We start from the raw sequence: 24536 nt of genomic DNA, 5'->3' as shown, positions 1-24536 counted from the left end.
GTGCCAGAGTTGCCCCATGGGGAACGACGAACAGCTCGCCGTCAAGGTCAGGACGGAGAACGGACGGAGCCACCAGCGGCTTCCGGCGGACACGCTGCGGACGCTGGTGCGCGGGATCGGCGGCGCGGGCGACCGCTTCCTGGTCCTGAACCGGATACCGGACCTGCCGGACGTCTTCGCGCAGGTGTGGCACGAGGGGGGCGGGGACTACCGCCTGGAGCATCGCGAGAGCCGCGCCCGCTTCTTCGGCACGACGCTGGACGCGGGCGACGCCGACCGGGTGGCCGACGCCCTGGTGGGCTGGGCCCGGGGCGAGGACGGCTGGGACGCGGGCCTCGCGTGGGAGCCGCTCGGCCACGACGCCCCGCAGGACGTCCCGGAACTGCCGGCGGACGTACGGGGCGAGATCGAGCCACGGATCAGGGAGCTGCTGCGCTGCGGGTACGACGACCGGGCCCGGCTCACCGAGGACGCCGAGGAGTATCTGGTCGACGGCGACCACCGGCCGGTCTCCCGGGCCCAGGCCCGCGAACTGGTCGACCGGCTGTGGACGGAACGGCTGGCCGAACAGGCGCTCTGGGAAGGGGTGACGGACCCGGAGCGTCTCACCGAGGTCTTCGAGGCCCTCGACGCGGGCGGCATCACCGCCCGGGAGAACTTCACCTGTTGCCGTACCTGCGGCACCACCGAGATAGGGGCCGAGCGCGGTGAGGGGTCACGCGGCTTCGTCTTCTTCCACTCCCAGTGCACGGAGGGCGCCGCGGCGGGCCACGGACTGATGCTGCTCTACGGCGGGTTCGACGGCTCGGCCGCGACCACGGCGTCCGTCGGCCGTGAGGTCGTCACGGCACTGGAGGCGGCGGGCCTGTCCGCCCAGTGGGACGGCTCCCCGGACAGCGCCGTCCATGTCACCGGTCTGACGTGGCACAAGCGCCTGGTCGGATAGGGGCTCCCTGCGTCACGTTCACGCCAAGGATGCGTCCGGTCCGTGGAAGGGCTCTGCTGCCGCGCTCCGCCTTCTGCTTCAATGGGGGCATGGCCAGCCATCAGAAGTGCGTCGCGACAGGTCGCCACGACCTCGAGCCCTTCTGGCCTTCCCGTCAGCACCACGACTTCGACCGGGTGTGTTGCCGCGCGACGAACGCGCCGGCCCTCTAAAGCCGTACACCCCGGCCTTCGGCCAGCGCGCACGACGTACGTCCTCGACGACCCGGTCACCGACTCGCGGTCGTCGGCCACCCGACGGACTTCTCGCGCGAAAGAGCTGACCTCTCATGGCGACCACTCGTTCCTTCTCCTCCGTAGCGACGGCTCCCACCCCCTCGACCTCCCCGGGACGGCACCGACTGCGTGCCGTCGACCGGGACGAGGTGGTCGACGTCTCCGGTTTCCTCCCGCCGGGCGCCACCTGGCTGCCCGCTCCCCCGCACACCCTGCCCGTCCTGCCGGGGCAGCCGCCGATGATCGGCTACCTGGTCCTCGTACCGGCCGACCAGCAGCCCCTGCTGCCTGTGGCCGTACCGGACCGGACGGCACCGGACGGCGACGGACCGTCGCTCACCGGCACGGGCGCCGGTGACCCGCTGGTGCGCATCGACACCGTGCAGCGCACCGCCGAGGTCGACGGACGGATCCTGGACCTCACCTATCTGGAGTTCGAGCTGCTCGCGCACCTCGTCCAGCACCCGCACCGGGTGCACACCCGCGACCAGCTCGTCTCCACGGTGTGGGGGTACGGGCACGTGGGCGACGGCCGGACCGTCGACGTCCATGTCGCGCGACTGCGCCGCAAGCTCGGGGCGCAGCACCGGCAGTCCATCCAGACGGTGCGTCGCGTCGGCTACAAGTTCGCCCCGCCGACCGGCCGTTGACCTGACCGCGGGTCGACCGGCTCGCCCGTGACCCGTCCGCCGCCGCCCCGGCCGGATCTTCTGTCAGCAGATTCGTGTTCCACCGGCCGGGTGCGGCGGGCAGAGTCGTCCGTATGACACGGAGACTTCTGGTGCTGGGCGGGACGGAGTTCGTGGGGCGCGCCGTCGTGGAGGCGGCCCTCGGCCGGGGATGGGAGGTCACCGTCTTCCACCGCGGCCGGCACGAACCGCCCTCCGGCGTGCGGTCGTTGCTGGGCGACCGCACCGCCCCGGACGGACTGGCCGCCCTCGCCGGTACCTCCGAGGCGTGGGATCTCGTCGTCGACACCTGGTCGGGGGCGCCGCGGGTGGTGCGGGACGGCGCACGCCTGCTGGCCGGGCGGGTCTCCCGGTACGTGTACGTGTCGAGCTGTTCCGTGTACGCGTGGGCGCCCAAGGCCGGGTACGGCGAGGACGCGCCGGTCGTGGACGGGGCGTCGCCGGACGCGGAGGCGACCGACTACGCGCGGGACAAGCGGGGCGGCGAACTGGCCGCGCTCGACGCCTTCGGCGCGGACGGCTCCCTGCTCGTGCGGTGCGGGCTGATCCTCGGGCCGTACGAGAACATCGGGCGGCTGCCGTGGTGGCTGAACCGGATCGCGGCGGGCGGTCCCGTCCTCGCGCCCGGCCCGCGTGAACTGCCGCTCCAGTACGTCGACGTGCGGGATCTCGCCCAGTGGACGATGACGGCGGCGGAGTCGGGGCTCGGCGGCGCGTACAACCTGGTGAGTCCGCAGGGTCACAGCACGATGGGGGCGCTGCTCGACGCGTGCGCCGAGGTCACCGGCGGGCACGCGGAGCTGCGCTGGACCGACCCGGAGACCGTTCTGGCCGCGGGGATCGAGCCGTGGACCCAGTTGCCGGTGTGGGTGCCGCCGGCGAGCGAGCTGCACGGGGCCCTGCACTCGGCGGACGTCTCCCGGGCGGTCGCGGCCGGGCTCCGCTGCCGGCCCGTGCGGGAGACCGTCGCCGACACCTGGGAGTGGCTCCGGTCGCGCGGCGGGACGGCGCCCCTGCGGCCCGACCGGCCGCCGGTGGGTCTCGACCCCGCGGTGGAGGCGAAGGTCCTCGGCGTCTGAGGCCCCACGACCCCGCTCGCGACGGGGCGGGGGCCGTCACGCCCACGTCCCCTTCCCTTCCTCTCCGTCCCCGGGGGGGTGCTGCTGGCACCACCCCCCGGCAGGGGGTCCGGCCCAGTGACGTGGTCGCGTCGGTCGGCGAGACTCGGGGCATGGAGTCGCAGAGGTTCGAGGCCCGGGCCCGCGGGCGGGAGGCCCTGGTGGCCGGCGCACGGGGGCTGTTGGTCGCCGTGACGGGACTGGCCGGGTCGATCGGGCTGTTCGTCCTGACCGTCGTGTCCCTCCTGCTGGTGCCCGTCGGGGTCGGGATCGTCACGACACCGCGGGTACTGACCGCCGTCCGTGCCTTCGCCGACGCACGGCGGCTGGTCGCGGCCCGGTGGTGCGGGGTACGGATCCGGCCCGCCTACCGGCCGCTGCCCGAAGGGGCCAACCCCTGGGCGCGCTGTTTCGGGATGCTCCGGGACCCGGCCACCTGGCGGGACCTGCGCTGGCTGCTGTTCGACATGACCGCGGGGTTCGTCACCGCGCTGCTGCCCGCCGCGCTGGTCCTGTACCCGCTGGAGGGCTTCGCCCTCGCGCTCGGCCTGTGGCGGGTGTTCACGGACGGCACGCAGGTCGGCTGGTGGTACGGGTTCGTCCCGATCTCGGGTCAGGCGTCGGCCCTGGCGGCGGGGGCCCTCGGCGCCGTGCTCCTGGCCGCCTCGCTGTACCTCTCCCCGCTCCTCCTGCGGCTCCACTTCCGCGTCACCCGTGCCGTCCTGGCCCCCGGCGAGGGTGAACTCGCCGAGCGGGTACGGGTGCTGACCGAGACGCGGCGCGAAGCCGTGGACACCTCCGCCGCGGAACTGCGCCGCATCGAGCGGGACCTGCACGACGGCGCGCAGGCCCGTCTCGTCGCCGTGGGCATGGACCTGGGAACGGTCGAGGCCCTCATCGAGAAGGACCCCGCGCGGGCGAGGCACCTGCTGGCGCAGGCACGGCGGTCGTCGGCCGAGGCGCTGACCGAGCTGCGCGACCTCGTCCGGGGCATCCACCCGCCGGTGCTCGCCGAACGCGGACTCGGCGACGCGATCAGGGCGTTGGCGCTGAGCCTGCCCCCGGTGAGCGAGGTCGACGTGGACCTGGCGGGGCGGGTGGAGGCGCCGGTCGAGTCGGCCGCGTACTTCGCGGTGAGCGAGGTGCTGGCCAACGCGGTCAAGCACTCCGGTGCCGACCGGCTCTGGATCGACGTGCACCACCGGGACGGCACGCTCCGGATCACCGTCACGGACAACGGGCGGGGCGGCGCCCGCGTCGGCGCCGGATCCGGACTCGGCGGGATCGAGCGGCGGCTCGGTACATTCGACGGCGTCCTCGCCGTCAGCAGCCCCGCGGGCGGTCCCACCCGGGTCACCCTGGAGATCCCTTGCGTGTTGTCCTAGCCGAAGATCTCTTCCTGCTGCGCGACGGCCTGGTCCGGATGCTGGAGGCCTACGACTTCGAGATCGCCGCGGCGGTCGAGAGCGGACCCGAACTCACCAAGGCACTCGCGGAGTTGCGGCCGGACGTGGCGGTGGTGGACGTACGGCTGCCGCCCTCGCACACCGACGAGGGGCTGCAGTGCGCGCTGCGGGCCCGGCGCGAGCGGCCCGGGCTGCCGGTGCTCGTCCTGTCGCAGCACGTCGAGCAGCTGTACGCGCGCGAGCTGCTCGCCGACGGCACCGGCGGGGTCGGCTATCTGCTGAAGGACCGGGTGTTCGACGCGGAACAGTTCATCGACGCCGTACGGCGGGTGGCGGCGGGCGGCACGGCCATGGACCCGCAGGTGATCCAGCAGCTGCTGGCCCGGCGGACGGTCGGGGACCAGCCGGTCGGACGGCTCACCCCGCGGGAGCGGGAGGTGCTGGACCTGATGGCGCAGGGGCGTTCCAACACGGCGATCGCCGCGCAGCTCGTCGTGACCGAAAGGGCGATCGCCAAACACACCTCCAACATCTTCGCCAAGCTGGGCCTGGAGGTGTCGGACGACGACAATCGACGCGTCCTCGCGGTACTCGCCTATTTGGACCGGGACGCCCACTGAATTTCAGTCAAAAAGCGCCCTCAAACCTTTTGAGCGACATCAACTCCCGTGAATTCGGATGCTTCTGAGCCCATTGTGCCCGAATTGACCTCACGAACTTCTAAGATTTTCTGGGGTTTCTGAACACCCCACCCGCCCCGTGCGTATGGAATGGAGCCGCTTCACTCCTGTCGGGCGCCCTCGATGCCCCGCAAGGAAGTCAGAGGAGTTCCATGGGACGCAACGTACGAAAACGCCGTTCGCCGCTGGCCGTTCGGGCCATCGCCGCATCGGCAGCGCTCGCTATCGGCGGGGGTGGACTGGTCTGGGCGAACTTCTACGCCTCGGCGCACGAGGAGAACTCTTCTCCCAACACCACGAAGGCCGCCACCGCTCAGGTGGCCACCATCAGCTGTCCGGACGTCGGTCAGAAGCTGACCAACGTGCCGAACAAGGCCCGTGGTGAGGTCGACGGCGAACTCGCCACGCTGGACCAGCAGATCACCGCCGCCTACCAGCGGCTCGCCACCACCCGTGACGCGCAGACGAGGGACGCGAGCTTCGTCCAGAACTCCATCCTCGGACCGCTGAAGAACAACCGGTCGGTGATCATCGACCGGATCAAGCTGGAGATCAGCCGGGTCGGCGGAAACGCACCGTCCTCGCTCGACGGCCTGTCCTCCTGCACGGGGACGCCCGCCAGCCAGACCAACGCCGGCTGGGGCAACAACGGCCAGAACAACGGCGGTCAGAACAACGGTGGCCAGAACAACGGCGGGACGGCCAGCCCGGCTCCCTCGCCCTCGGCCAGCGCGAGCGCCGGCGGCCAGCAGGGCGGCGGACAGCAGACGGGCAACGGCGGTCAGGCCGGCAACGGGCCGCTCGCCGCGGACTTCGTCGACATCACCAAGGTCCAGGCGAACGTGCCCCGCAAGGCACGGACCCGGGCCGGCGGTTCGACGGGCACGTTCACCACGTCCTGCGGCGTGAACGCGAACAAGAAGTTCAACACCGACAACGTCATCGTGGCGCCCGGCGTCAGCAACGGCGCGCACCACCTGCACGACTACGTCGGCAACCAGTCGAACGACGCGTTCGCCAACAACGACACGTTCGCCGCGGCCAAGACCACCTGCGCCAACCAGGGTGACAAGTCGACGTACTACTGGCCGGTCGTGCGTATCCAGAACGGTACGCAGGACTTCGACCAGAACAACGACGGCGGTGGCAAGGAAGGAAACGTCGGCCAGATCCAGCAGGTCAAGCAGGCGCAGATCAAGTTCGTCGGCAGCGCGAAGAGCCAGGTCGTCGCGATGCCGAAGTTCCTGCGCATCATCACGGGTGACGCGAAGACCACGACCAACGGTCTCGCGAACGCCAACGCCCACTGGTCCTGCACCGGCTTCGAGAACAAGGTGCAGCTCACGCAGCAGTACCCGATCTGCCCGCGCGGCAGCACCGTGGTACGCACCTTCGCCTTCCAGAGCTGCTGGGACGGGGTGAACATCGACAGCGCGAACCACCGCACGCACGTGGCCTTCGCGGACGCCCAGGGCAACTGCGGCAACGGCTTCAAGGCCATTCCGCAGCTGACGATGCGCCTCGTCTACGGCTTCCGTGCTCCGACCCTGCAGAACGGGCAGATCAAGAACGCCTACGCGGTGGACGGATTCCCCGAGCAGCTGCACAAGGCGGCCACCGACCACGACGACTTCATCAACGTCTTCGACGACAACCTGATGAACAAGATGGTCAACTGCATCAACAAGGGCCAGCGTTGTAAGTGACCCCCATGAGGAAGCCGGTGGCGGGATTCTCCCGCCACCGGCTTTCTTGTGTCCCCAGTCCCCAGTCCCCAGTCCCCAGTCCCCGGCCCGTCGGGCCGGGGAGGCTCCGCTTCGTCAGCCGCTGTGCTCGTGACCGGAGTGCCCTCCGTGCGAGGTGCCCTCCTCCAGGGTTCCGCCGAGCCGGCCGCGCAGGGAGGTGACCGTCTTCTGGTCGCCGACGGCCACCCACTTGGCGCCGACGAGGTACGAACCGCCGTAGTCCTTCGCCCCGTTGAGCCACTCGCGCTGACCGCGGTCGGTGGCGAAGGTCGCCAGGATGAACTTTCCGGCGTCGACCTTGCAGACCCCCTGGCGGATCTCGTCCGCGTCGGTCTGGATGTCGGGGCGGCACTTCACCTCGGCCGCCAGGTCCTCCAGGCTGCCGGTCGCCGTGGCCGGCACGGTCTCCCGGGCGGTGGCCGCCTTGTCGTCCGATCCGCCGCCGCAGCCGGTCAGCGTCAGCAGGACGGCCACGGCCGCCCCGGCCAGAAGCCTCTCGCGTGTCACCCTCATACGTTCCTCCGGTACCTGTCGGCGCTCACGCCGAAGCGAGCCCCGGCCAGGGCTCTGTCCTCGAGTACGGCTCCGGGCGGCCCCGTGCTCAACGGGACGCCGTTTCCGCGTGGGGAACCCGATACCGCTGGTGGTACAGCTGTGCGAGGGTGTCACTCGTGAACGAAGACTGGGAAGAGCGTACGGCGGCCGCCTGGGCCACTTTCGACACCTACGAGGAAGAGCGGGCGGCGGACTTCCGGGCGGTGATCGACGCCCTGGTCGCCGAACTGCCGGCCGACAGCCCCCTCGGCCCCTTCGAGCAGGCCTGCGCCTGGGACTCGACGGGCCACTCGGACCGGGCCGTGCCGCTGTACCGCGAGGCCCTGGCCCGCGGCCTCAGCGGCTACAAGGGGCGGCGCGCCAAGATCCAGCTCTCCAGTTCGCTGCGCAACATCGGACAGGCGGACGAGGGTGTCAAGCTCCTCACCCCCGAACTGGTCGCGCCGTCGGACGAGTTGGACGACGCGGTACGCGCCTGCCTCGCGCTCTGCCTCGCCGACCTCGGCCGCGAACGCGAGGGCCTGGCCCTGGTGATCGGCGCGCTGGCCCCTCATCTGCCCCGCTATCAGCGGTCGATGGCGAACTACGCCCGTCTGCTGGTGGAGCCGGAGGAGTCCGGCTCCTGAGCCCCCGGCGGGGCCGGTGACCATCCACCCGTTCGCTCGTTTTGCTGAACGTGCAGTCACAGGATGTAGCCAAACGCCCCGCAGCCTCCTCCGGAACGGTCGTCGACGTCGAGCAGGCCGAGGCGGCACTCGTCGAGCACTACCCGCGGCTGGTCCGGCTCGCATATCTGGTGCTGCCGCCGAGCCTCGGCCGCAACCGGCGGGTCCTGACGGCGCACGCCCTCACCCAGCGCGCGCTGCCCCGCGGCCGGGCGTCCGGCGACGCGTCGGTCATCCCGGCGCAGCAGAGCGGCGGCGGCCGTGACGGCGACCCGGGCTACGCGTTCGTCCGTCTCCAGGTGGTGCGTTCGGCGCTGGAGGCCGGGCTGCCGCTGAAGCGGCGCGCCTGGCCGAAGCGGTCCCAGTTGCCGCCGCTGCTCCCCCAGGTGTGGGGCCTGCGGCTGTTCCCGCGGTCGGGCGGCGCCGACGAACTCGCCCTGGACCAGCTGCTGTCCACGCTCTCCGGCCCCGGCCGCGCCGCGTACGTGCTGCGCGGCCTGGAGAAGCTGCCCGACCCGCAGCTGCGCAGGATGCTGGCGGCCTCGGGCGTGGCGGACCCGACGGCGGCGCTCACGGAGGCGGCCGGCGTCGAGGCGCGGGACGCACTGCTCGCCTCCCCGGAGTTCGACCCCTGTTCGCTGCACGCCCGGCCCACCGACCTGATGCGGCGCAGGCAGCACCTGCGGGCCGCCCTCGCGGCCGCCGCCGCGCTGACCGTGTGCGGCGCGCTGCTCGGCCTGCCGGGCGACGGCTGGGGCCCGGACGGTGCCGCGGCCCCCTCGTACGCGCAGAACCCGGCCGCCGAGGCCGCGTTGAACCCGGCCCGGCTGGAGCGGGTGGCGCCCGCCGCCTGGGAGTCGTCCGCACGCACCGACTTCTCGGTGTGGCCCGCGCGCGGCGACCTCGTCAAGGACAGCGGGCTGCTGCGCCGCGCGCTCGCGGTGTGGGCGAGGCCCGGGGAGTCCGTCCAGGTGTCGGCGACACCGGGCACCCCGTCGGGCGCCCCGCCCGGACCGCCCCAGCTGCTCTACGCGGGCACCGTCGACCAGGCCCGGGTGGTGCTCCTGTACGACGGTCTGCGCATCGCCCGCTACGCCGAGCCGAAGGACGGCACGAGCGGCGCGGCCCTCGACTTCGCGCGGGTGGACGGGGCGCGCGGGGCCGAGGCGAGCGCGGTGGTGCTGAGCCGCGCCGACGGCAACGTCCGCTATCTGACGGCGCCCTGGGTCAAGAAGGCCGGCGAGCGCGATCTGCTGAAGCCGAACACCGGCACGATGGACCTCACGCTGTCCGCCGACGGCTCCACCTCGCCGCTGGCGGGCCCGCCGCAGACCGGGGCCTGCACCTCGTGGAACGTGCTCCAGGTCGACGACGGTTCGGGCTCCCGGCTGCTCAGCGACCTCGGTGAGCTGATCCCGGCCCACCTCACCTCGGGCCGGCCCGCCGCCCCGCGGGAGGCGACGGGCGCCGCGAACCTGCGGGGCTGGGCGCCCTTCGCGTGCTCCCTCGCCTCGGTGCGCTCGCAGGGCGTGCGGTCGGTGAACGCCTGGCAGTTCGCGCAGCAGTCGCTGCCCGACGCGAGCGGCTCGGCGACCTGGGTGTGCACCCGCGCCGACACCTGGCGGGGTGGCGGAACCCGGGTGCTGGCCCAGTTCCGCACGCCCGGCGGGACGTACGGGGCGGTGGCGGCGAAGGCCGAGAACTCCCCCGCGTGCGGCTCCCGCGACCCGCACGTGCTGGCCGGCGTGCTGTGGAAGTCGGGCGCCGGGTCCTGGTATCTGCTCGCTGCGGGCACCAAGGACACGGCGTCGGTCACGGCAAGCGGCGGGGTGCGCGGCTCGGCCGAGGGACCACTGCTCGCCGTACGGACGAAGCAGGGGGCGCAGGCCCAGCTGAAGGGGACCCTGGCGGACGGCCGGGGCATCAGCGGACTGCGCTGAACCGGACGCCTCGACGCTGTCGGCCACCTCGGGCGGGGTGGCCGACAGCGTCGTTTCGGCCACAGGTTGCTGACGTGTACGTAAATAAGTCGGCCCACAGGGGTTCTCCACGCGCCTACCCGTCAGTACATTGACGCCATGTCTAACACGCAGGCCCGGCTGCCCCTGCCGGTCGAGTCCGAGTGGACGGCGCTCAAGGCGCGCAAGGTGTCGTTCTCCTGGGAGGACACACCGCTGCACTGGGTGCCGGACGATCCGTTCGCCACGCACACCATCAACGTGCTGCATCTGCTGCTGCCCGCCGGTGAGCGGTGGTTCGTGCACGTCTACAAGCAGGTGCTGCCGCTGATCCGCGACGAGCGGCTGCGCGCGGACGTCATCGGGTTCATCGGCCAGGAGGCGATGCACTCGCAGGCGCACGACGAGGTGCTGCCGCACCTCAAGGAGCTGGGTCTCGACCCGACGCCGTACACCGCGCAGGTCGACTGGCTCTTCGAGAAGCTGCTCGGCGACCGGACCCTGCCGCCGGGCAGGGCACGCAGGTGGTGGCTGCTGGAGCGGGTCGCCCTGATCGCGGCGATCGAGCACTACACCGCCTTCCTCGGCGACTGGGTGCTGAACGCGCGGGAGCTGGACCGGCGCGGCGCCGACCCGACCATGCTGGACCTGCTGCGCTGGCACGGCGCCGAGGAGGTCGAGCACCGCTCGGTGGCGTTCGAGCTGTTTCAGCACGTCGACGGAAGCTACCGGCGGCGGGCGCGGACGTGGGCGACCGCCTTCACCGCGCTCGTGTTCCTGTGGCAGCGCGGATCCCGGTTCTTCATGGAGAACGACCCGACGCTGGCGGACGGCCGCGCGACCTTCAAGGACTTCTACGTCAGCGGCAGGCGCGGCGTGCTGCCGTCCACCGGCGCCATGCTCCGGTCGATCCCCCGCTATCTGAGCCGCACGTACCACCCCTCGCAGGAGGGCTCCACCGAACAGGCCGTCGCCTATCTGGCCTCCTCCCCGGCCGCCGTGGCGGCCTCCCTCGCAGAGAAGGGTGCTGGTGCCGCGTGATGCCCAGGCTGCGGACCGTCGTCGCGGTCGCCGGTACGGCCCTGCTGGTCCGGCGGGCGCTGCGGCGCCGGATCGGGGCGTCGCCGCTGTGGCCGCTGCCCGCCCTGGAGGAACCGGTCTCGGGCCGGCCCCGCTCGCGTGCGCTGCGGCTCCTGGTCACCCGGCACGAGCGGGTCGCCGACGGTGTCGTCCAACTGCGCCTGGAGGGAGCGGACCTGCCGTCCTGGGAGCCCGGCGCCCATCTCGACCTGGTGCTGCCCTCGGGGCTCGTCCGGCAGTACTCGCTGTGCGGGGACCCGGAGGACAGCTCCTCGTACACCGTCGCGACCCGGCTGGTCGAGGACGGGCGGGGCGGATCGCGGGAGGTGCACGAGCAGCTCCAGGAGGGCACGGAGGTCGAGGTGCGCGGGCCGCGGAACCGCTTCCCGCTGGTGGACGCCCCGGCCTACGTGTTCGTCGCGGGCGGGATCGGCATCACCCCCGTCCTGCCGATGCTGCGGTCCGTCGGGGAGGGCGCCGACTGGCGGCTGCTGTACGGCGGCCGGACGCGCGCGTCGATGCCGTTCCTGGAGGAGATCGAGAAGCTCGACCGCACGCGGGTCACCGTGGTCGCCGAGGACGAGGACGGACTGCCCGACCTGGACGGCCTGTTCGCGGACCTTCCCGAGGGCGCGGCCGTCTACTGCTGCGGTCCCGACGGGCTGATGGCCGCGGTCGAGGCCCGCGTCCCCGAGGGCCGCACGCTGCACCTGGAGCGGTTCACGGCCCGGGCGCCCGGGTCCGGCGACAGCTCCTTCGAGGTGGAACTGCGGCGCAGCGGGCGTACGGTGACCGTGCCCGCGGACTCCTCGGTCCTCGCCGCCGTCCGCGCGGAGTTCCCCGACACCCTGTACTCGTGCGAGCAGGGGTTCTGCGGGACCTGCCAACAGCGCGTCCTGGAGGGCGAGATCGACCACCGGGACGAACTGCTGACGGACGCGGAGCGTGACGACTCGATGCTGATCTGTGTCTCCCGCGCGCGGGGGGAGCGCATCGTGCTGGACATGTGAGCGCCGGCGGCCCGGACCGGCCCGTTCCGGGGCCGGTTCCGATCGGTAAGGTGTCCGCATGACAACCGGGGTACGCCGCAGGATGGGTGTCGAGGAGCGACGGCAGCAGCTGATCGGCGTCGCCCTCGACCTGTTCAGCCGACGCTCGCCCGACGAGGTCTCCATCGACGAGATAGCCTCCGCCGCGGGCATCTCCCGTCCGCTCGTCTACCACTACTTCCCGGGCAAACTCAGCCTGTACGAGGCCGCGTTGCAGCGGGCCGCGGACGATCTCGCGGGCCGTTTCGTGGAGGCGCACGAGGGACCGCTCGGGGCACGGCTGCTGCGGGTGATGCGCCGGTTCTTCGACTTCGTGGACGATCACGGGCCCGGTTTCGCCGCGCTGATGCGAGGCGGCCCGGCCGTCGGCTCCTCCACCACCAACGCGCTGGTCGACTCCGTCCGGCAGGCCGCGTACCTCCAGGTCCTGTCGCACCTGGACGTGAAGAACCCCCCGGCCCGGCTGGAACTGGTCGTCCGCTCCTGGATCTCCCTGGTGGAGTCGACCGCGCTGATCTGGCTGGACGGCCGGCGCATCCCGCGCGGTGAGCTGGAGGTCCAGCTCGTGCACGACTTCGCGGCGCTGGCCGCGGTGAGCGCGGCCTACGACGACGAGGTGGCCGCTCTGCTGCGCAGGGGGCTGGAGGGCGAGCCGGGCGACGGCCCGTTCACCGACCTCGCCGTCCGGCTCATCTCGCTGGCCACCCCGCCCGCGTCCTAGGAGCGGGCGCGGGAGACCGGGGCTACGCCTCGAACTTGCGGTACGAGGGGTCGAGGTCGCGGACCTCGGCGGAGGCGTGCAGCTCCACTCCCCCGGCCGGCTTCACATGGGTGCGCAGCAGGTCCAGGGTCGCCTCGGCGAGCTTCGTCCTGACCTCCTCGGTCCGCCCGGCGAGCAGCCCGAGGGTGACGTGCACGACGGCGTGCCCGGCGGTGTCCGCGCCGACCACGGTGTCCTCGGCGCGGCGGAACTGCGTCTTGCAGGCACCGATCTTCGCCGCGGCCGTCACGACCACCTCCTCGTGCAGCGCCAGGGCGAAGCCCTGCCGGTCGAAGGCGTCGTCGAGCGACGCGGAGTAGTCGACGGTGATCTGCGGCATGGGGCGCTCCTGTTCCGGGCGGGAAAGTCCCGGACACCCTAGCCCCGCCCCGCCCGGCCACGAGGGCCGGGCGGGGCGGGTGAGGGTCCCGGAGCACCGGGGTGTGGTTCCCCGGAGCGCCGGGGCCGGTACGCCTGCCGGGCCCCCGGCTACGGGGTCCGGGTGAACACCGCCACCGTCCGGGCCGGGACCGTGAAGGTGCCCGAGGTCCGCGCGTAGGACGAGGACTTGACGACGGGGTCCGCTCCCTTGGCCTGCACCGGGTGCAGCGCGTACGCCGTCCCGGCGAGGGAGCCGACCTCCTGTTCCTGCTGCTCCGGAGTGGCGTTGAAGACGATCACGAGGTCGCCGAGGCGCGCGGTGATCACTCCGGGGGTCTCGTCCTCGCCGGACAGCGGGAAGGAGAGCTTCGCCTGCACCTGCGCCGCCGTGGAGAGCGAGAACACGTCCTCGCCGGTGCGGATGCGCTGCAGGTCCTGGTAGGCGGCGGAGGTGCCGCCGATCTGGGCGCAGCCGACCGAGACGGTCGTCAGCAGCGGCTTGGCGTAGGGCCACTTCGCCGCGTTGTCCGCGGCCGGCGGCAGCCCGCGGCCGAACCCGTTGCCGTCCTGGCAGTTCCAGTGGATGGCGTTGAACCAGTCACCGCTGTCGAAGGAGTTGCGGTCCAGGGATTTGGAGCGCAGCAGGTCCGATCCGGCCTGGGAGAGGGACGGTCCCTGCGAGAGGGTGGCCGTCGCCATCGCCAGGACCTGCATGCGGGCCCGGTCGGCGGCGCCGGTCGTCGCGGGCAGTTTGTAGGTCAGCGCGTCGTACAGGGACTCGTTGTCGTGTGCGTCGGCGTAGGCGAGCGCGTCGCCCGGTGCCGCGGCGTAGCCGGCCGGCTGGCCGTTGTAGTCGACCTCGGAGCCCGTGACCTCCTTGCCGGCGGAGTCGGTGAACCGGTACGCGGCCAGGTTGCCGGTCAGGCCGACCTTGATGAGGTCCTGGTAGTGCAGCAGCCGGGCCTTCTGCTCGGCCGGTGTGCCGTTGGCGGACGAGGAGTTGGGGTCGGTGTAGAGGCCGGACGCGAAGCCCTGGACGCCGGGGTCCTCGTCGAAGGGGCCCCCGCCGCGCACGGCGTCGCGAGCGCGGTCGGAGAAGGTCGCGATCCCGGTTCCGGCCATGTTCTTCTGGGTGGCCTGGACGAAGCGGGCGTCGTCGGCGACCTCGCCGAAGTTCCAGCCCTCGCCGTAGAGGACGATCTTCTTGCCGTCGACGCCGTCCTTCGCGAGGGTGAGCGCGTCGAGGGCCTTGCGGACCGCCAGGATGTTGGCCTTGGGGTGGTGTCCCATGAGGTCGAAGCGGAAGCCGTCGACCTTGTACTCCTTGGCCCAGGTGACGAGCGAGTCCACGACGAGCTTGCCCATCATGGCGTTCTCGGGGGCCGTGCCCGCGCAGCAGGTGGAGGTGGCCACGCTGCCGTCGGCCATGAGCCGCTGGTAGTAGCCGGGGACGATCCGGTCGAGGACGCTGGTGTCGGCCTGGCCGCTCGCGGCGGTGTGGTTGTAGACGACGTCCATGACGACCCTGAGGCCGTCCTCGTTCAGCGACTTGACCATCTTCCGGAACTCGACCGTGCGCCCGGTGCCGTCCGGGTCGGTGGCGTACGAGCCCTCGGGGACCGTGTAGTGGTACGGGTCGTAGCCCCAGTTGTAGGCGTCCTTCGCGGCGCTCTTCGCGACGCACTCCTGCTGCTTCTCGGAGTCGGCCGGGAAGGAGGCGAGGTCGCAGTCCGGCGTCGCCCGGTCCGTCTTCTTCTCGGGCACGGTCGCGAGGTCGAAGGCCGGCAGCAGGTGCACGTACGAGGTGCCGGACGCCGCCAGCTGCCTCAGGTGCTTCGAGCCGTCGCTGTTCTTGTCGGTGAACGCCAGGTAGGTGCCCTGGTCCTTGGCGGGGACGGTCGTGTCCGCCACCGAGAAGTCCCGGATGTGGAGTTCCTGGATCTGCGCGTCCCGCAGCGGCACGGCCTTGGGCTTCTTCAGCGCGGACCAGCCGGACGGAGCGAGGTTCCCGGCGTCCAGGTCGACGACCAGGCTGCGTTCGGAATCGGTGGTCAGGGCGACGGAGTACGGGTCGGTGACCTTGTTGGTGACGAGCTTGCCGACGGTCGGCGCCCACACCTTCACGACGTACCGGTAGGGCTTGCCCGTCCAGGAGCGCTTGCCCCGCACCGACCACACGCCGGTGGAGTCGTCGCGTCGCATCGCGACGGTGGTGCCGTCGAGGTCGAGGCTCAGCGACTGCGCGGTGGGGGCCCACACCGACAGGGTGGGGACGCCGTCGTGGAAGACCGGTCCGAGGTGTGCCGTCCGCGCGTCGTACAGGTCGTCCAGGACGCCGGCGGTCTGGACGCCGGTCGCCGCGAGCACGGCGCCGTTCGCCGCGCGCTGCGAGGCGACGAGCTGGCCGCCGAGCGAGGCCCGGACCCGGTCCCGGTCGCGCGGGTCGACGGACCAGGCGGTGTACGTCTTCAGGTGCGGGAAGGCGGCCTTCTGGGCGTCGGTCAGGGTGGTCTTCTCCAGCCGCAGCCAGCGGTCGTCGTCGCTGGTCAGCGTCCCGTCCTTGACGGCGATCGAGCCGTCGCGGGAGGACAGCAGCTGGGTGGAGACGGCGGCGTCGGAGCCGTTCCAGGCGACGGTGTCCCGGTCGATCCAGACGGCCTTGGAGGTGCTGAGGTCGAGGGCGGCCGCGCTGCCCGCGGGCTGCGGGAGCAGGTACTTCTCCTGGCCCCCCAGCATCCACACCTCGTGGCCGTTCGCGGTCAGGTCGAGGGACTGGTCGCTGGGGAGGTCCTTCTCGTCGCCCTTGTGGAGGATGTAGCTGAGGCTGGTCGCGCCCTCGGCGAGCGGCACCTCGTAGACGGCTCCGTAGGCGTCGGTGCGCACCGGCTCCAGGGGCTTCGTCCAGTCCGTGGGCGTCGCGGCCCCGGTCCACACGTGCAGGCCCCAGCCGGTGTAGTCGCCGTCGGCGCGGTGGTAGTGGAGCACGGCCTTGGTCCTGTCCTGGGCCGGGTAGGCGGGCCGTTCGGTGAGGACCGGCTCCTTGCCCTGCTCCAGCCAGACCTCACCGGTCTTCGTGACGTCGATGGAGCGGTCGGCGGCGACGTCCTTGTTGCCGTCCTTGTCGATGACGAGGAAGCCGACCGTGGAGGCGCCGGGCTTCAGCTTGACGTAGGCGAAGGCGCCGTAGGCGTCGCGTCCCACGAAGTCGTGGCCGGCGGGCCAGGTCGTGGCCTCACCGTCCGCGAGGTCGCCCCAGGCGTACAGCCGCCAGTCGGTGTAGTCGTCGTCGGTGCGCTTGTAGTGGACGATCGCGTAGTCGCGGGAGGACGCCGTAGGGATCTCCGCCGCGGGCGGGGTACCGGTGACCGAGGCGGCCGTGGCACTCGCGGTGCGTCCCGCGGAGTCGACGACGACGGCCTTGTAACGCAGGGGTGTTCCCGCCGGTACGTCCTTGCCGATGGCCTGGGTGACCTTGTACGGGGCGTGGTCGGCGGAGCCGAGGGTGCGCCACGCGCCGGTTCCGACCTGGGCGGCGAAGACGACCCGGTCGAGCTGCCCGCCGGTGACGTCGGCGCCGAGCTCGACGGTGCCGGTCGCGCCGGTGTCGGGGGCCTTGAGGGTCAGGGTCGGCTTCGTCGCGGGGGCGGCGAGCCGGCCTGCGGCCTTGAGGACGATCGCCGAACCGGCCGGCACGGAGACGGTGATCTTCTTGTCGGCGTCGCTGCGCACGGAGGCGGAGGTGCCGTGGATGCCACGGAAGTCCCTGCCCGCCGAACCCGTCGCGAACGTCGCCGACCTGGCCTCGTCCGCGTTGTTCACGGCGACGACGTACTCGGTGCCGGACTTCGCGTCCGTACGGGAGAAGGCGTACACACCGGCGCCGTCCGCCGCGTAGCGCTCCGTCTGGACGCCGTCGGTGAGGGCCGGGTTGGCCTTGCGGAGCCGGGAGAGGTCGCTGATCTGCCGGTAGAGCGGGGCGTTCGTGTCGTAGGCGTCGCTCGCGTGGGTGCGGTCGGTGCCGATCTCGTCGTCGTCGAGGTAGTCGGCGACCTTCGAGGCGAACATCGTCTGCCGGGCGTCCTTGTCGCCGCCGGAGCCGGTGAAGCCCTGCTCGTCGCCGTAGTAGACGACGGGGTTCCCGCGGCTGAGGAACATCAGCTCGTTGGCGAGCCGGTCCTTCTTCAGCAGTTCGGCGTCGGTCGCCTTCGGGTTGTCCTGGTCCAGGAAGTACCCGATGCGGCCCATGTCGTGGTTGCCGAGGAAGGTGACCTGCTCGTAGGCGTTGGCCTTGTCGGTCGTGTACTTGTAGTCGTCCCCGAACACCGACGCCAGCTTCTTCGCGCTGCCGCCCTGGGAGGCGTACGAGCGGGCAGCGTCCTGGAAGGGGAAGTCGAGGGTGGCGTCGAGCCGGCCCTCGGTGACGTACGGAGCGGTGACCGAGGTGTCGGCGGAGTAGACCTCGCCGAACATGAAGAAGTCCTTGCGGCCGTGCCGGGCGGCGTACGCGTCGAGGGCGGTCGCCCACTGCGTCCAGAACTCCATGTTCACGTGCTTCACGGTGTCGATCCGGAAGCCGTCGATGCCGAAGTCCTTCACCCAGCGCTCGTAGATCTTCTCCATGCCGCTGACCACCTCGGGACGCTCGGTCCACAGGTCGTCGAGGCCGGAGAAGTCGCCGTAGGTGGTGGACTCGCCCGCGTAGGTGGAGTCGCCCCGGTTGCTGTACATGGTCGGGTCGTTGAGCCAGGACGGGACCTTGGCGTGCTTCTTCGCGGCGGGCACGGTGGGCGTGCGAGGGAAGGAGCCGGTGTCCACGGACGGGAAGCCGTGGCCGCCGTCGGCGTCGTCGAAGGGCCGGCCGTCCTCGGTCAGGTAGGGGAAGGCGCCCTTGGAGAGGTAGTCGTAGGACTTCTCCTGGTAGTCGACGACGTCGGCCGTGTGGTTGGTGATGACGTCGAAGAAGACCTTCATGCCCTTGGCGTGGGCCGCGGAGATCAGCTTCTCCAGGTCCTTGTTGGTGCCGAAGTGCGGGTCGACCTGGGTGAAGTCGGTGATCCAGTAACCGTGGTAGCCGGCCGAGGCGTCCTTGCCGGTGCCCTGCACGGGCTGGTTCTTGAAGATCGGCGCCATCCAGATGGCGGTGGTGCCGAGGCCCTTGATGTAGTCGAGCCGCTTCGTCAGGCCCTTGAGGTCGCCGCCCTGGTAGAAGCCCTTGTCGGTCGGGTCGTACCCGGTCGACAGCCGGGACCCGGTCAGTCCGCCCTCGTCGTTGGCCTTGTCGCCGTTGGCGAAGCGGTCCGGCATCACGAAGTAGAACTGGTCGCGGGTGGCGTCGTGCCGCGCGGGCTCGGCGGCGAGCCTGGCGTCGGACGGGGGTGCGGGCGGGGTCTCGGCCCGCGCCGCGAGGGGTTGCGCGAGCGATACGGCCAGTGCGGCGGCGAGGACGGCTGCGCGCAGCCGGGGGCGGCCGAAGCGGCGCGCCGACCCTCTCGGTATCAGGTCCACAGCAGTGAACTCCTAGCGATGACGGCGTACTCGGGTCCGACCCCGCGCTGCGTTCCGGCTTCGGTGCCGAACGCCCGCGTGACCGTATCGCTCACGCAAGGTTTACAGCAAGAGTCTTGCAACATGCGGAAAGGCTTTTCAGCAGCTGGACTTGCCCGCGGAGATCGCGAGTGCCGTGTTGGCGCCCAGAGTTGCCGTGAACTGCCCCGAACCGTTCACCGTGACCTGCGTGTTGTTCTGCACGTTGCAGTAGGTGCCCGCCGCGAGGGAGGTCGTGTACGTCCGACTCAGCGACGAGGTCTCGTGGTTGATGGCGACGAAGCCCTTGCTGCCGCGGCCGAAGGCGATGGCGTCGTTGCCGTTGTCCCACCAGTTGCTCAGCGCCTGCCCGCGGGTGGTGTTGCGGAAGGCGACCATCGACTTGATCTCCGGCCAGGCGTGCTGGCACTTCCAGCCGTCCTGCCAGCAGGCGTTGACGGTGCCGCCGTTGGGCGGCCCGGCGTCCGCGTTCGACCACTCGTAGCCGGAGTTGATGTCGGGGGCGCCGTACGGGTAGGCGAGCATGAAGACGTTGGCGAGGGTGTAGTTCGCGCCGTCCTTGTAGGTGAGGGTGGAGCCGTTGCGCTCGGTGTCGTGGTTGTCGACGAAGACGGCGGCCACGGAGCTGTTCATGTATCCCCAGCCCTCGCCGTAGTTCTTCAGGTAGGCCAGGTTCTCGTTGTTGAAGACCCGCTTGAGGTCGTAGGCGTAGCGGAACTCCTGGACGTCGCCGTTGCCGGTGTACTCGGTGGGCTGGACGGCCTCTCCGGCGCCGTAGATGACCTCCTGCTTCCAGTACGCGGACGGGTTGCTCAGCCGGGACTTGATGTTGGCGAGGTCGGCCGCCGGGATGTGCTTGGCCGCGTCGACGCGGAAGCCGTCCACGCCGTAGCCGAGCAGGGTGTTCAGGTATCCGGCGATGGTGGACCGGACGTACTCCTCGCCGGTGTCCAGGTCGGCGAGGCCGACGAGCTCGCAGTTCTGGACGTTGGAGCGGTTGGTGTAGTCGCTGATGCTGGCGGTGCAGTCGTCCATGTCGTACGAGGAGTACAGACCGGGGTAGTTGTACTTCGTGTACGAGGAGCCGCCGGTGCCGGTGCCCGAGCCGGCGGACATGTGGTTGATCACGGTGTCCGTCACGACCTTCACGCCGGCCGCGTGACAGGTGTTGATCATGTTCTTGAAGGCGGTGGCGTCACCGAGACGCCCGGCGATCCGGTAGCTGACGGGCTGGTACGAGGTCCACCACTGCGAGCCCTGTATGTGCTCGGCGGGCGGGGACACCTGGACGTAGCCGTATCCGGCGGGGCCCAGCGTGGTGGTGCACTCCTTGGCGACCGAGTCGAACTTCCACTCGAAGAGGACGGCGGTGACGTCCTTGGTGCCGGGCGGAGTGGCTTCGGCGGTACCGGCGGGGAGGACCACCGAGGCGGCCATGCCGGCGGCCAGCGCGAGCGCGGTGGCAAGAGTTCTCTTGGCCATGTCATCTCCTGCACGTCGTTGTGCGGTGGGGGTGTGCGGGTGCGGGTGACCGGGGCTCCGGGGTACAAGTGGGGGGCCCTGGAAGGAAGTTGCCCGGTAAATCAGTCGGGCGTGTGCCGGAACGTATCTCTTGCCAACAAGTTTCAGCAAGATGTCGTAAGAGATTTCAGGGCGTGAAAAAGCGGTGCCCCGGTCCAGGAGGACCGGGGCACCGCTCAGCCGTGGCGGGGCAGGGTCAGGCTGCCCACCACACGGTCGTGTCGGCGGGCAGCTTCGCCTCGCCGCCCTTCGACACGGTCACCTCGCCGCTCGCGACGAGCACCCGGCCGTATACCGGCACGGTCACGGCCTCGGCGCCCGTGTTCGCGGTGCAGACGACCTCGCCGCGCCGGAAGGCGAGGACGCCCTCGGGCGCGTCCAGCCACTCGACGGAGTCACCGGCGCCGAGGTCCGAACGCTCGCGGCGCACCGCCAGCGCGTCGCGGTACAGCTCCAGGGTCGAGCCCGCCACGCCGGTCTGCGCCTCGATGCTCAGCTCCGCCCACGCGGCGGGCTGCGGCAGCCAGCTGCCGCCGTCTCCGAAGCCGTACGAGGTGCCGGCGCGGGTCCACGGGATCGGCACCCGGCAGCCGTCACGGAAGCCGTCCTGTCCGGCGCCCCGGAAGTAGGCGGGGTCCTGGCGCACCTCGTCGGGCAGGTCGACGACGTCGGGCAGGCCGAGTTCCTCGCCCTGGTAGAGGTAGGCGGAGCCGGGCAGCGCCAGCATCAGCAGGCTCGCCGCGCGGGCCCGGCGCAGGCCGAGCTCCCGGTCCCCGGCGGTACGGATCTGGGTCCCGAGGCCGGGCTCGTTGGCGAACCGGGTGGCGTGCCGGGTCACGTCGTGGTTCGACAGCACCCAGGTGGAGGGGGCGCCGACCGGACGCATCGCGTCGAGGGTGCGGTCGATCACCGAACGCAGCTCGGCCGCGTCCCAATGAGTGCCCAGGTACTGGAAGTTGAAGGCCTGGTGCAGTTCGTCGGGGCGCACGTAGTTCGCGGTGCGCTCGATGGTCGGCGTCCACGCCTCGGCGACGAAGATGCGCTCACCGGAGTACTCGTCGAGGATGGTGCGCCACTGCCGGTAGACCTCGTGCACGCCGTCCTGGTCGAAGAACGGCATGACATCGTTGCCCAGCAGCTTCAGCTGGTCGTGGTCGCCGAGGTCCGGCAGGCCCTCCGCCTTGACCAGGCCGTGCGCGACGTCGATACGGAAGCCGTCGACGCCCATGTCGAGCCAGAACCGCAGGATGGAGCGGAACTCGTCACCGACGGCGGGGTGTTCCCAGTTGAAGTCGGGCTGCTCGGGCGCGAAGAGGTGCAGGTACCACTCGCCGGGGGTGCCGTCCGGTTCGGTGACGCGGGTCCAGGCCGGGCCGCCGAAGATGGACTCCCAGTCGTTGGGCGGCAGTTCGCCGTCCGCGCCCTTGCCGGGACGGAAGTGGTAGCGGTCGCGCAGGTCGGAGCCGGGGCCCTCGCGCAGGGCGCGCTTGAACCACTCGTGCTGGTCCGAGGAGTGGTTGGGCACCAGGTCGACGATGATCCGCAGGCCGAGCCCGTGGGCGTCGCGGATGAGCGCGTCGGCGTCCAGGAGGTTGCCGAACATGGGGTCGACGGCCCGGTAGTCCGCCACGTCGTAGCCGGCGTCGGCCTGCGGCGAGGCGTAGAAGGGGCTGAGCCACACGGCGTCCACGCCGAGGTCGCGCAGGTACGGGAGTCGGGAGCGTACGCCCTCCAGGTCGCCCATGCCGTCGCCGTTGCTGTCGGCGAAGCTGCGCGGATAGACCTGGTAGATCACCGCGTCGCGCCACCAGTCGCGGTGCGCGGCGACGGTGGCGAGAACGGAGTTCGGGGCCTGGTCGGCGGAGTGCTGGCTCATGGCGTCCTTGATGCGATGGGTTCCCCGCGCCCCGGCGCGGCCGGCCGCGGGGAGGAGTTCGGTGGGGGCGGCCCCTGCTCGCGCGGTTCGCGGAGCACGGGCGGTGGAGATCGGGGCCGACGAGGTCGGTGTGGGCGATGACGAAGTCGGTGCGGAAGACGGGGAGATGAGGCGGCCGCGGTACCGGCGGGGTCGGATGGGCACCGCGGCCGCCACCCGCGCGCCAGGGGCGCGCGGGAGTCTTTCGGTGGCGGGCGTTCTGGGGCGTCCCGTGCGGGTCAGCCCTTCGTGCCGCCCGCGGTCAGGCCGGTCACCAGGTTCTTCTGCACGAGGTAGAAGAACGCGGACACGGGTATCGCGACCAGGACCGCGGTCGCGGCCATCAGGTTGCGCTGGGCGTCGTGCTCGCTGACGAAGCTCTGGAGTCCGACGGCGAAGGTGTACTTCGAGTCGTCCAGCATGAACGTCGAGGCGAAGGCGACCTCGCCGAACGCGGTGATGAAGTTGTAGAACGCGGCCACCGCGAGGCCGGGCTTGGCGAGCGGCAGGATCAGCCGGAAGAAGGTGCCGAAGGGGCTCAGCCCGTCGACGCGTCCGGCCTCGTCGATCTCGAACGGGATGGTGTCGAAGTACCCCTTGAGCAGCCAGGCGCTGTAGGGGACGGCCGTCGAGCAGTAGACGAGGATCAGGCCGAGGTAGGAGTCGATGAGCTGCAGGTCCGAGAGGATCTGGTACATCGGCACGATCAGCACGGCGATCGGGAACATCTGGGTGACCAGCAGGACCCACATGAACTTCCGGTAGCCGGGGAAGCGCATGCGCGAGACCGCGTAGCCCGTGGTGGCCGCGACCATCACGCCGATCACCGTGGTGCCCAGCGACACGATGAGCGAACTCTTCATCCAGTCGAAGAAGTTCGTGTGCTGGAGCACGAAGGAGTAGTTGTCGAACGTCATCGTGTCCCAGATGCGTCCGGGGTGCAGGTAGTCGTCCTTGTCCGGGCCGAGCGACAGGAAGACCAGCCAGGCGATCGGGAACAGCGCGACGAGGCTCGCGACGGTCAGGATGCCGTGGGAGGCGAGCGCGCCGGCGCGGCTTCGCTCGCCGCGCTTCCGGGCCGGACGCGGCGACGCGTCGGGGACGGGGGCCTCTTCGGCCGGCGGCGTCCGCAGGGTGGTGGTGCTCATGGAGACTCCCGCCTCAGATCGCGAGCTGCTGGTCATTGCGGTTCAGCCAGCGGCGGTAGAAGGAGGTGAAGACGACGAGGATGGCCAGCAGCAGCACACCGTAGGCGGCCGACTGCGCGAAGTCGCGCGGCTGCTGTCCGAAGCCGAGGTAGTAGGCCCAGGTGACGAGGATCTGCGCGTCCGGGGCGGTGTTGCCGAACAGCAGGAAGATCACCGCGAACTGGTTGAAGGTCCAGATCACCCCGAGGAGCACCACGGTGGAGCTGACCGACCTGAGGCCCGGCAGGGTGACGTACCGGAACTGCTGCCAGGCGCCTGCGCCGTCCATCTCGGCGGCCTCGTACAGCGTGGAGTCGATGGACTGGAGTCCGCCGAGCAGCGAGACCATCATGAACGGCACACCGCACCAGGTGTTGACCATGATCGCGGCGAACCGCTGCCAGAAGGTGTCCTCCAGCCACGCCGGCGAGGGCAGGTGCACCGCGTCGAGCATCGCGTTGATGATGCCGCCGTCGGCGAGCATGAACCGCCAGCCGAAGACGGTGACGAACGTCGGCACGGCCCACGGCAGCACGAGGATCAGCCGGTAGACGGTGCGGCCGCGCAGCTTCTGGTTGAGCAGCAGCGCGAGGCCGAGGCCGATGCAGTAGTGCAGCGCGACGCACAGGACGGTCCAGGCGATGGTCCAGATGAAGTGCGACCAGAAGCGGTCGTACGACGTCGGCCCCCAGAGGATGTCCTTGTAGTTGTCGAGGCCGATGAACTTGTAGGTGGCGTCGATGTGGTTGACGCCGATCGTGCGGGCCGAGTTGAGGCTGTTGGCGTCCGTGAGCGTCAGGTAGAGGCCCCGCACCAGGGGATAGAGCACCAATCCGCCGAGTACGACGACGACCGGGGCGATCATCGCGTACGCGTACCAGTACTTCTGGTACGAGTGCTTCAGACGCTGCGTCCGGCCGGGGCGCGGTGCTCGGTCACCGCGGCGCTTGCCGGTCGCTCGGTCGATGGCGACTGTCATGGTTCGACACCTTCTGCAAGATCAGGAGTTGGGCGCACACGGCCGGTGGCCGCCGGAACCGTTCCCCCGTCCGGCGGGGGTGC

18 protein-coding genes are annotated in these 24536 nt (G+C 71.0%); 11 read left to right on the top strand and 7 right to left on the bottom strand.

The window, feature by feature from the left end:
* The first annotated feature begins 16 nt into the window (after positions 1–16).
* The 6 genes from OG406_RS28240 (at position 17) to OG406_RS28215 (ending at position 6820) form a co-directional block, all read left to right on the top strand.
* The gene (locus OG406_RS28240; protein ID WP_329188445.1) at positions 17–946 is read left to right on the top strand and encodes a DUF6891 domain-containing protein; all 930 of its coding nucleotides are present in this window, start codon (positions 17–19) and stop codon (positions 944–946) included.
* Positions 947–1274: 328 nt separating this feature from the next.
* Positions 1275–1871 carry a winged helix-turn-helix domain-containing protein gene (locus OG406_RS28235; RefSeq protein ID WP_164373231.1) on the top strand — a complete coding sequence of 199 codons (597 nt, stop codon included), beginning with the start codon at positions 1275–1277 and terminating at the stop codon, positions 1869–1871.
* Between the two features lie 113 nt (positions 1872–1984).
* Positions 1985–2989 carry an NAD-dependent epimerase/dehydratase family protein gene (locus OG406_RS28230; protein ID WP_329188443.1) on the top strand — a complete coding sequence of 335 codons (1005 nt, stop codon included), beginning with the start codon at positions 1985–1987 and terminating at the stop codon, positions 2987–2989.
* 152 nt (positions 2990–3141) lie between these two features.
* Positions 3142–4413: a sensor histidine kinase gene (locus tag OG406_RS28225; protein WP_329188441.1), complete on the top strand. Its 1272-nt coding sequence runs from the start codon at positions 3142–3144 to the stop codon at positions 4411–4413.
* Positions 4398–5054: a LuxR C-terminal-related transcriptional regulator gene (locus OG406_RS28220; protein ID WP_164373228.1), complete on the top strand. Its 657-nt coding sequence runs from the start codon at positions 4398–4400 to the stop codon at positions 5052–5054. The genes OG406_RS28225 and OG406_RS28220 overlap by 16 nt, the downstream gene beginning before the upstream one ends.
* Before the next feature lie 212 nt (positions 5055–5266).
* Positions 5267–6820, top strand: a complete 1554-nt coding sequence (locus OG406_RS28215) for a DUF1996 domain-containing protein (RefSeq protein ID WP_164373227.1) — start codon at positions 5267–5269, stop codon at positions 6818–6820.
* A gap of 114 nt (positions 6821–6934) precedes the next feature.
* Here the strand turns inward: OG406_RS28215 and OG406_RS28210 are convergent, their stop codons facing one another.
* Entirely contained in the window at positions 6935–7372 is a 438-nt protein-coding gene (locus OG406_RS28210; protein ID WP_329188440.1) for a hypothetical protein, read from the bottom strand.
* Between the two features lie 158 nt (positions 7373–7530).
* On the opposite strand from OG406_RS28210, the gene OG406_RS28205 reads away from it, so the two are divergent.
* The 5 genes from OG406_RS28205 (at position 7531) to OG406_RS28185 (ending at position 12887) form a co-directional block, all read left to right on the top strand.
* Entirely contained in the window at positions 7531–8040 is a 510-nt protein-coding gene (locus OG406_RS28205) for a tetratricopeptide repeat protein (protein ID WP_081221517.1), read from the top strand.
* A 50-nt stretch (positions 8041–8090) separates the two neighbouring features.
* Positions 8091–10019 (top strand): hypothetical protein, encoded by a 1929-nt coding sequence (locus tag OG406_RS28200; protein WP_329188439.1) that lies wholly within the window; start codon positions 8091–8093, stop codon positions 10017–10019.
* A 138-nt stretch (positions 10020–10157) separates the two neighbouring features.
* Positions 10158–11078 (top strand): metal-dependent hydrolase, encoded by a 921-nt coding sequence (locus OG406_RS28195; RefSeq protein WP_329188438.1) that lies wholly within the window; start codon positions 10158–10160, stop codon positions 11076–11078.
* Positions 11078–12127 (top strand): PDR/VanB family oxidoreductase, encoded by a 1050-nt coding sequence (locus OG406_RS28190; RefSeq protein ID WP_164373223.1) that lies wholly within the window; start codon positions 11078–11080, stop codon positions 12125–12127. The genes OG406_RS28195 and OG406_RS28190 overlap by 1 nt, the downstream gene beginning before the upstream one ends.
* A gap of 58 nt (positions 12128–12185) precedes the next feature.
* On the top strand, positions 12186–12887 hold the full coding sequence (locus tag OG406_RS28185) for a TetR/AcrR family transcriptional regulator (protein ID WP_266848874.1): 702 nt from the start codon (positions 12186–12188) through the stop codon (positions 12885–12887).
* Positions 12888–12909: 22 nt separating this feature from the next.
* Here the strand turns inward: OG406_RS28185 and OG406_RS28180 are convergent, their stop codons facing one another.
* The 6 genes from OG406_RS28180 to OG406_RS28155 form a co-directional block, all read right to left on the bottom strand.
* A complete protein-coding gene (locus tag OG406_RS28180; RefSeq protein WP_329188435.1) occupies positions 12910–13266 on the bottom strand; it encodes a 5-carboxymethyl-2-hydroxymuconate Delta-isomerase in 357 nt (118 codons plus the stop codon).
* A 149-nt stretch (positions 13267–13415) separates the two neighbouring features.
* The gene (gene pulA / locus OG406_RS28175) at positions 13416–18806 is read right to left on the bottom strand and encodes a pullulanase-type alpha-1,6-glucosidase (RefSeq protein WP_443067152.1); all 5391 of its coding nucleotides are present in this window, start codon (positions 18804–18806) and stop codon (positions 13416–13418) included.
* 144 nt (positions 18807–18950) lie between these two features.
* Positions 18951–20333, bottom strand: a complete 1383-nt coding sequence (locus tag OG406_RS28170) for an alpha-amylase (RefSeq protein ID WP_329188431.1) — start codon at positions 20331–20333, stop codon at positions 18951–18953.
* 235 nt (positions 20334–20568) lie between these two features.
* Positions 20569–22248 carry a glycoside hydrolase family 13 protein gene (locus OG406_RS28165; RefSeq protein WP_266613205.1) on the bottom strand — a complete coding sequence of 560 codons (1680 nt, stop codon included), beginning with the start codon at positions 22246–22248 and terminating at the stop codon, positions 20569–20571.
* A gap of 278 nt (positions 22249–22526) precedes the next feature.
* The gene (locus tag OG406_RS28160; RefSeq protein WP_164373219.1) at positions 22527–23435 is read right to left on the bottom strand and encodes a sugar ABC transporter permease; all 909 of its coding nucleotides are present in this window, start codon (positions 23433–23435) and stop codon (positions 22527–22529) included.
* Between the two features lie 13 nt (positions 23436–23448).
* Positions 23449–24453, bottom strand: a complete 1005-nt coding sequence (locus tag OG406_RS28155) for a carbohydrate ABC transporter permease (protein ID WP_266848870.1) — start codon at positions 24451–24453, stop codon at positions 23449–23451.
* Positions 24454–24536: the final 83 nt, after the last annotated feature.

The sequence above is a fragment of the Streptomyces sp. NBC_01428 genome (assembly GCF_036231965.1).
Taxonomy (GTDB): domain Bacteria; phylum Actinomycetota; class Actinomycetes; order Streptomycetales; family Streptomycetaceae; genus Streptomyces.
Note: the sequence above shows the minus strand (reverse complement) of the source record. Positions and strands in the feature narration are given on the sequence as shown.

Coding starts and splice junctions, on each gene's coding strand:
- OG406_RS28235 (WP_164373231.1), top strand. CDS start 1,275: ATGGCGACCACTCGTTCCTTCTCCTCCGTAGCGACGGCTCCCACCCCC.
- OG406_RS28165 (WP_266613205.1), bottom strand. CDS start 22,248: ATGAGCCAGCACTCCGCCGACCAGGCCCCGAACTCCGTTCTCGCCACC.
- OG406_RS28180 (WP_329188435.1), bottom strand. CDS start 13,266: ATGCCGCAGATCACCGTCGACTACTCCGCGTCGCTCGACGACGCCTTC.
- OG406_RS28210 (WP_329188440.1), bottom strand. CDS start 7,372: ATGAGGGTGACACGCGAGAGGCTTCTGGCCGGGGCGGCCGTGGCCGTC.
- OG406_RS28230 (WP_329188443.1), top strand. CDS start 1,985: ATGACACGGAGACTTCTGGTGCTGGGCGGGACGGAGTTCGTGGGGCGC.
- OG406_RS28215 (WP_164373227.1), top strand. CDS start 5,267: ATGGGACGCAACGTACGAAAACGCCGTTCGCCGCTGGCCGTTCGGGCC.
- OG406_RS28225 (WP_329188441.1), top strand. CDS start 3,142: ATGGAGTCGCAGAGGTTCGAGGCCCGGGCCCGCGGGCGGGAGGCCCTG.
- OG406_RS28195 (WP_329188438.1), top strand. CDS start 10,158: ATGTCTAACACGCAGGCCCGGCTGCCCCTGCCGGTCGAGTCCGAGTGG.
- OG406_RS28185 (WP_266848874.1), top strand. CDS start 12,186: ATGACAACCGGGGTACGCCGCAGGATGGGTGTCGAGGAGCGACGGCAG.
- OG406_RS28170 (WP_329188431.1), bottom strand. CDS start 20,333: ATGGCCAAGAGAACTCTTGCCACCGCGCTCGCGCTGGCCGCCGGCATG.
- OG406_RS28240 (WP_329188445.1), top strand. CDS start 17: ATGGGGAACGACGAACAGCTCGCCGTCAAGGTCAGGACGGAGAACGGA.
- OG406_RS28160 (WP_164373219.1), bottom strand. CDS start 23,435: ATGAGCACCACCACCCTGCGGACGCCGCCGGCCGAAGAGGCCCCCGTC.
- OG406_RS28155 (WP_266848870.1), bottom strand. CDS start 24,453: ATGACAGTCGCCATCGACCGAGCGACCGGCAAGCGCCGCGGTGACCGA.
- OG406_RS28190 (WP_164373223.1), top strand. CDS start 11,078: ATGCCCAGGCTGCGGACCGTCGTCGCGGTCGCCGGTACGGCCCTGCTG.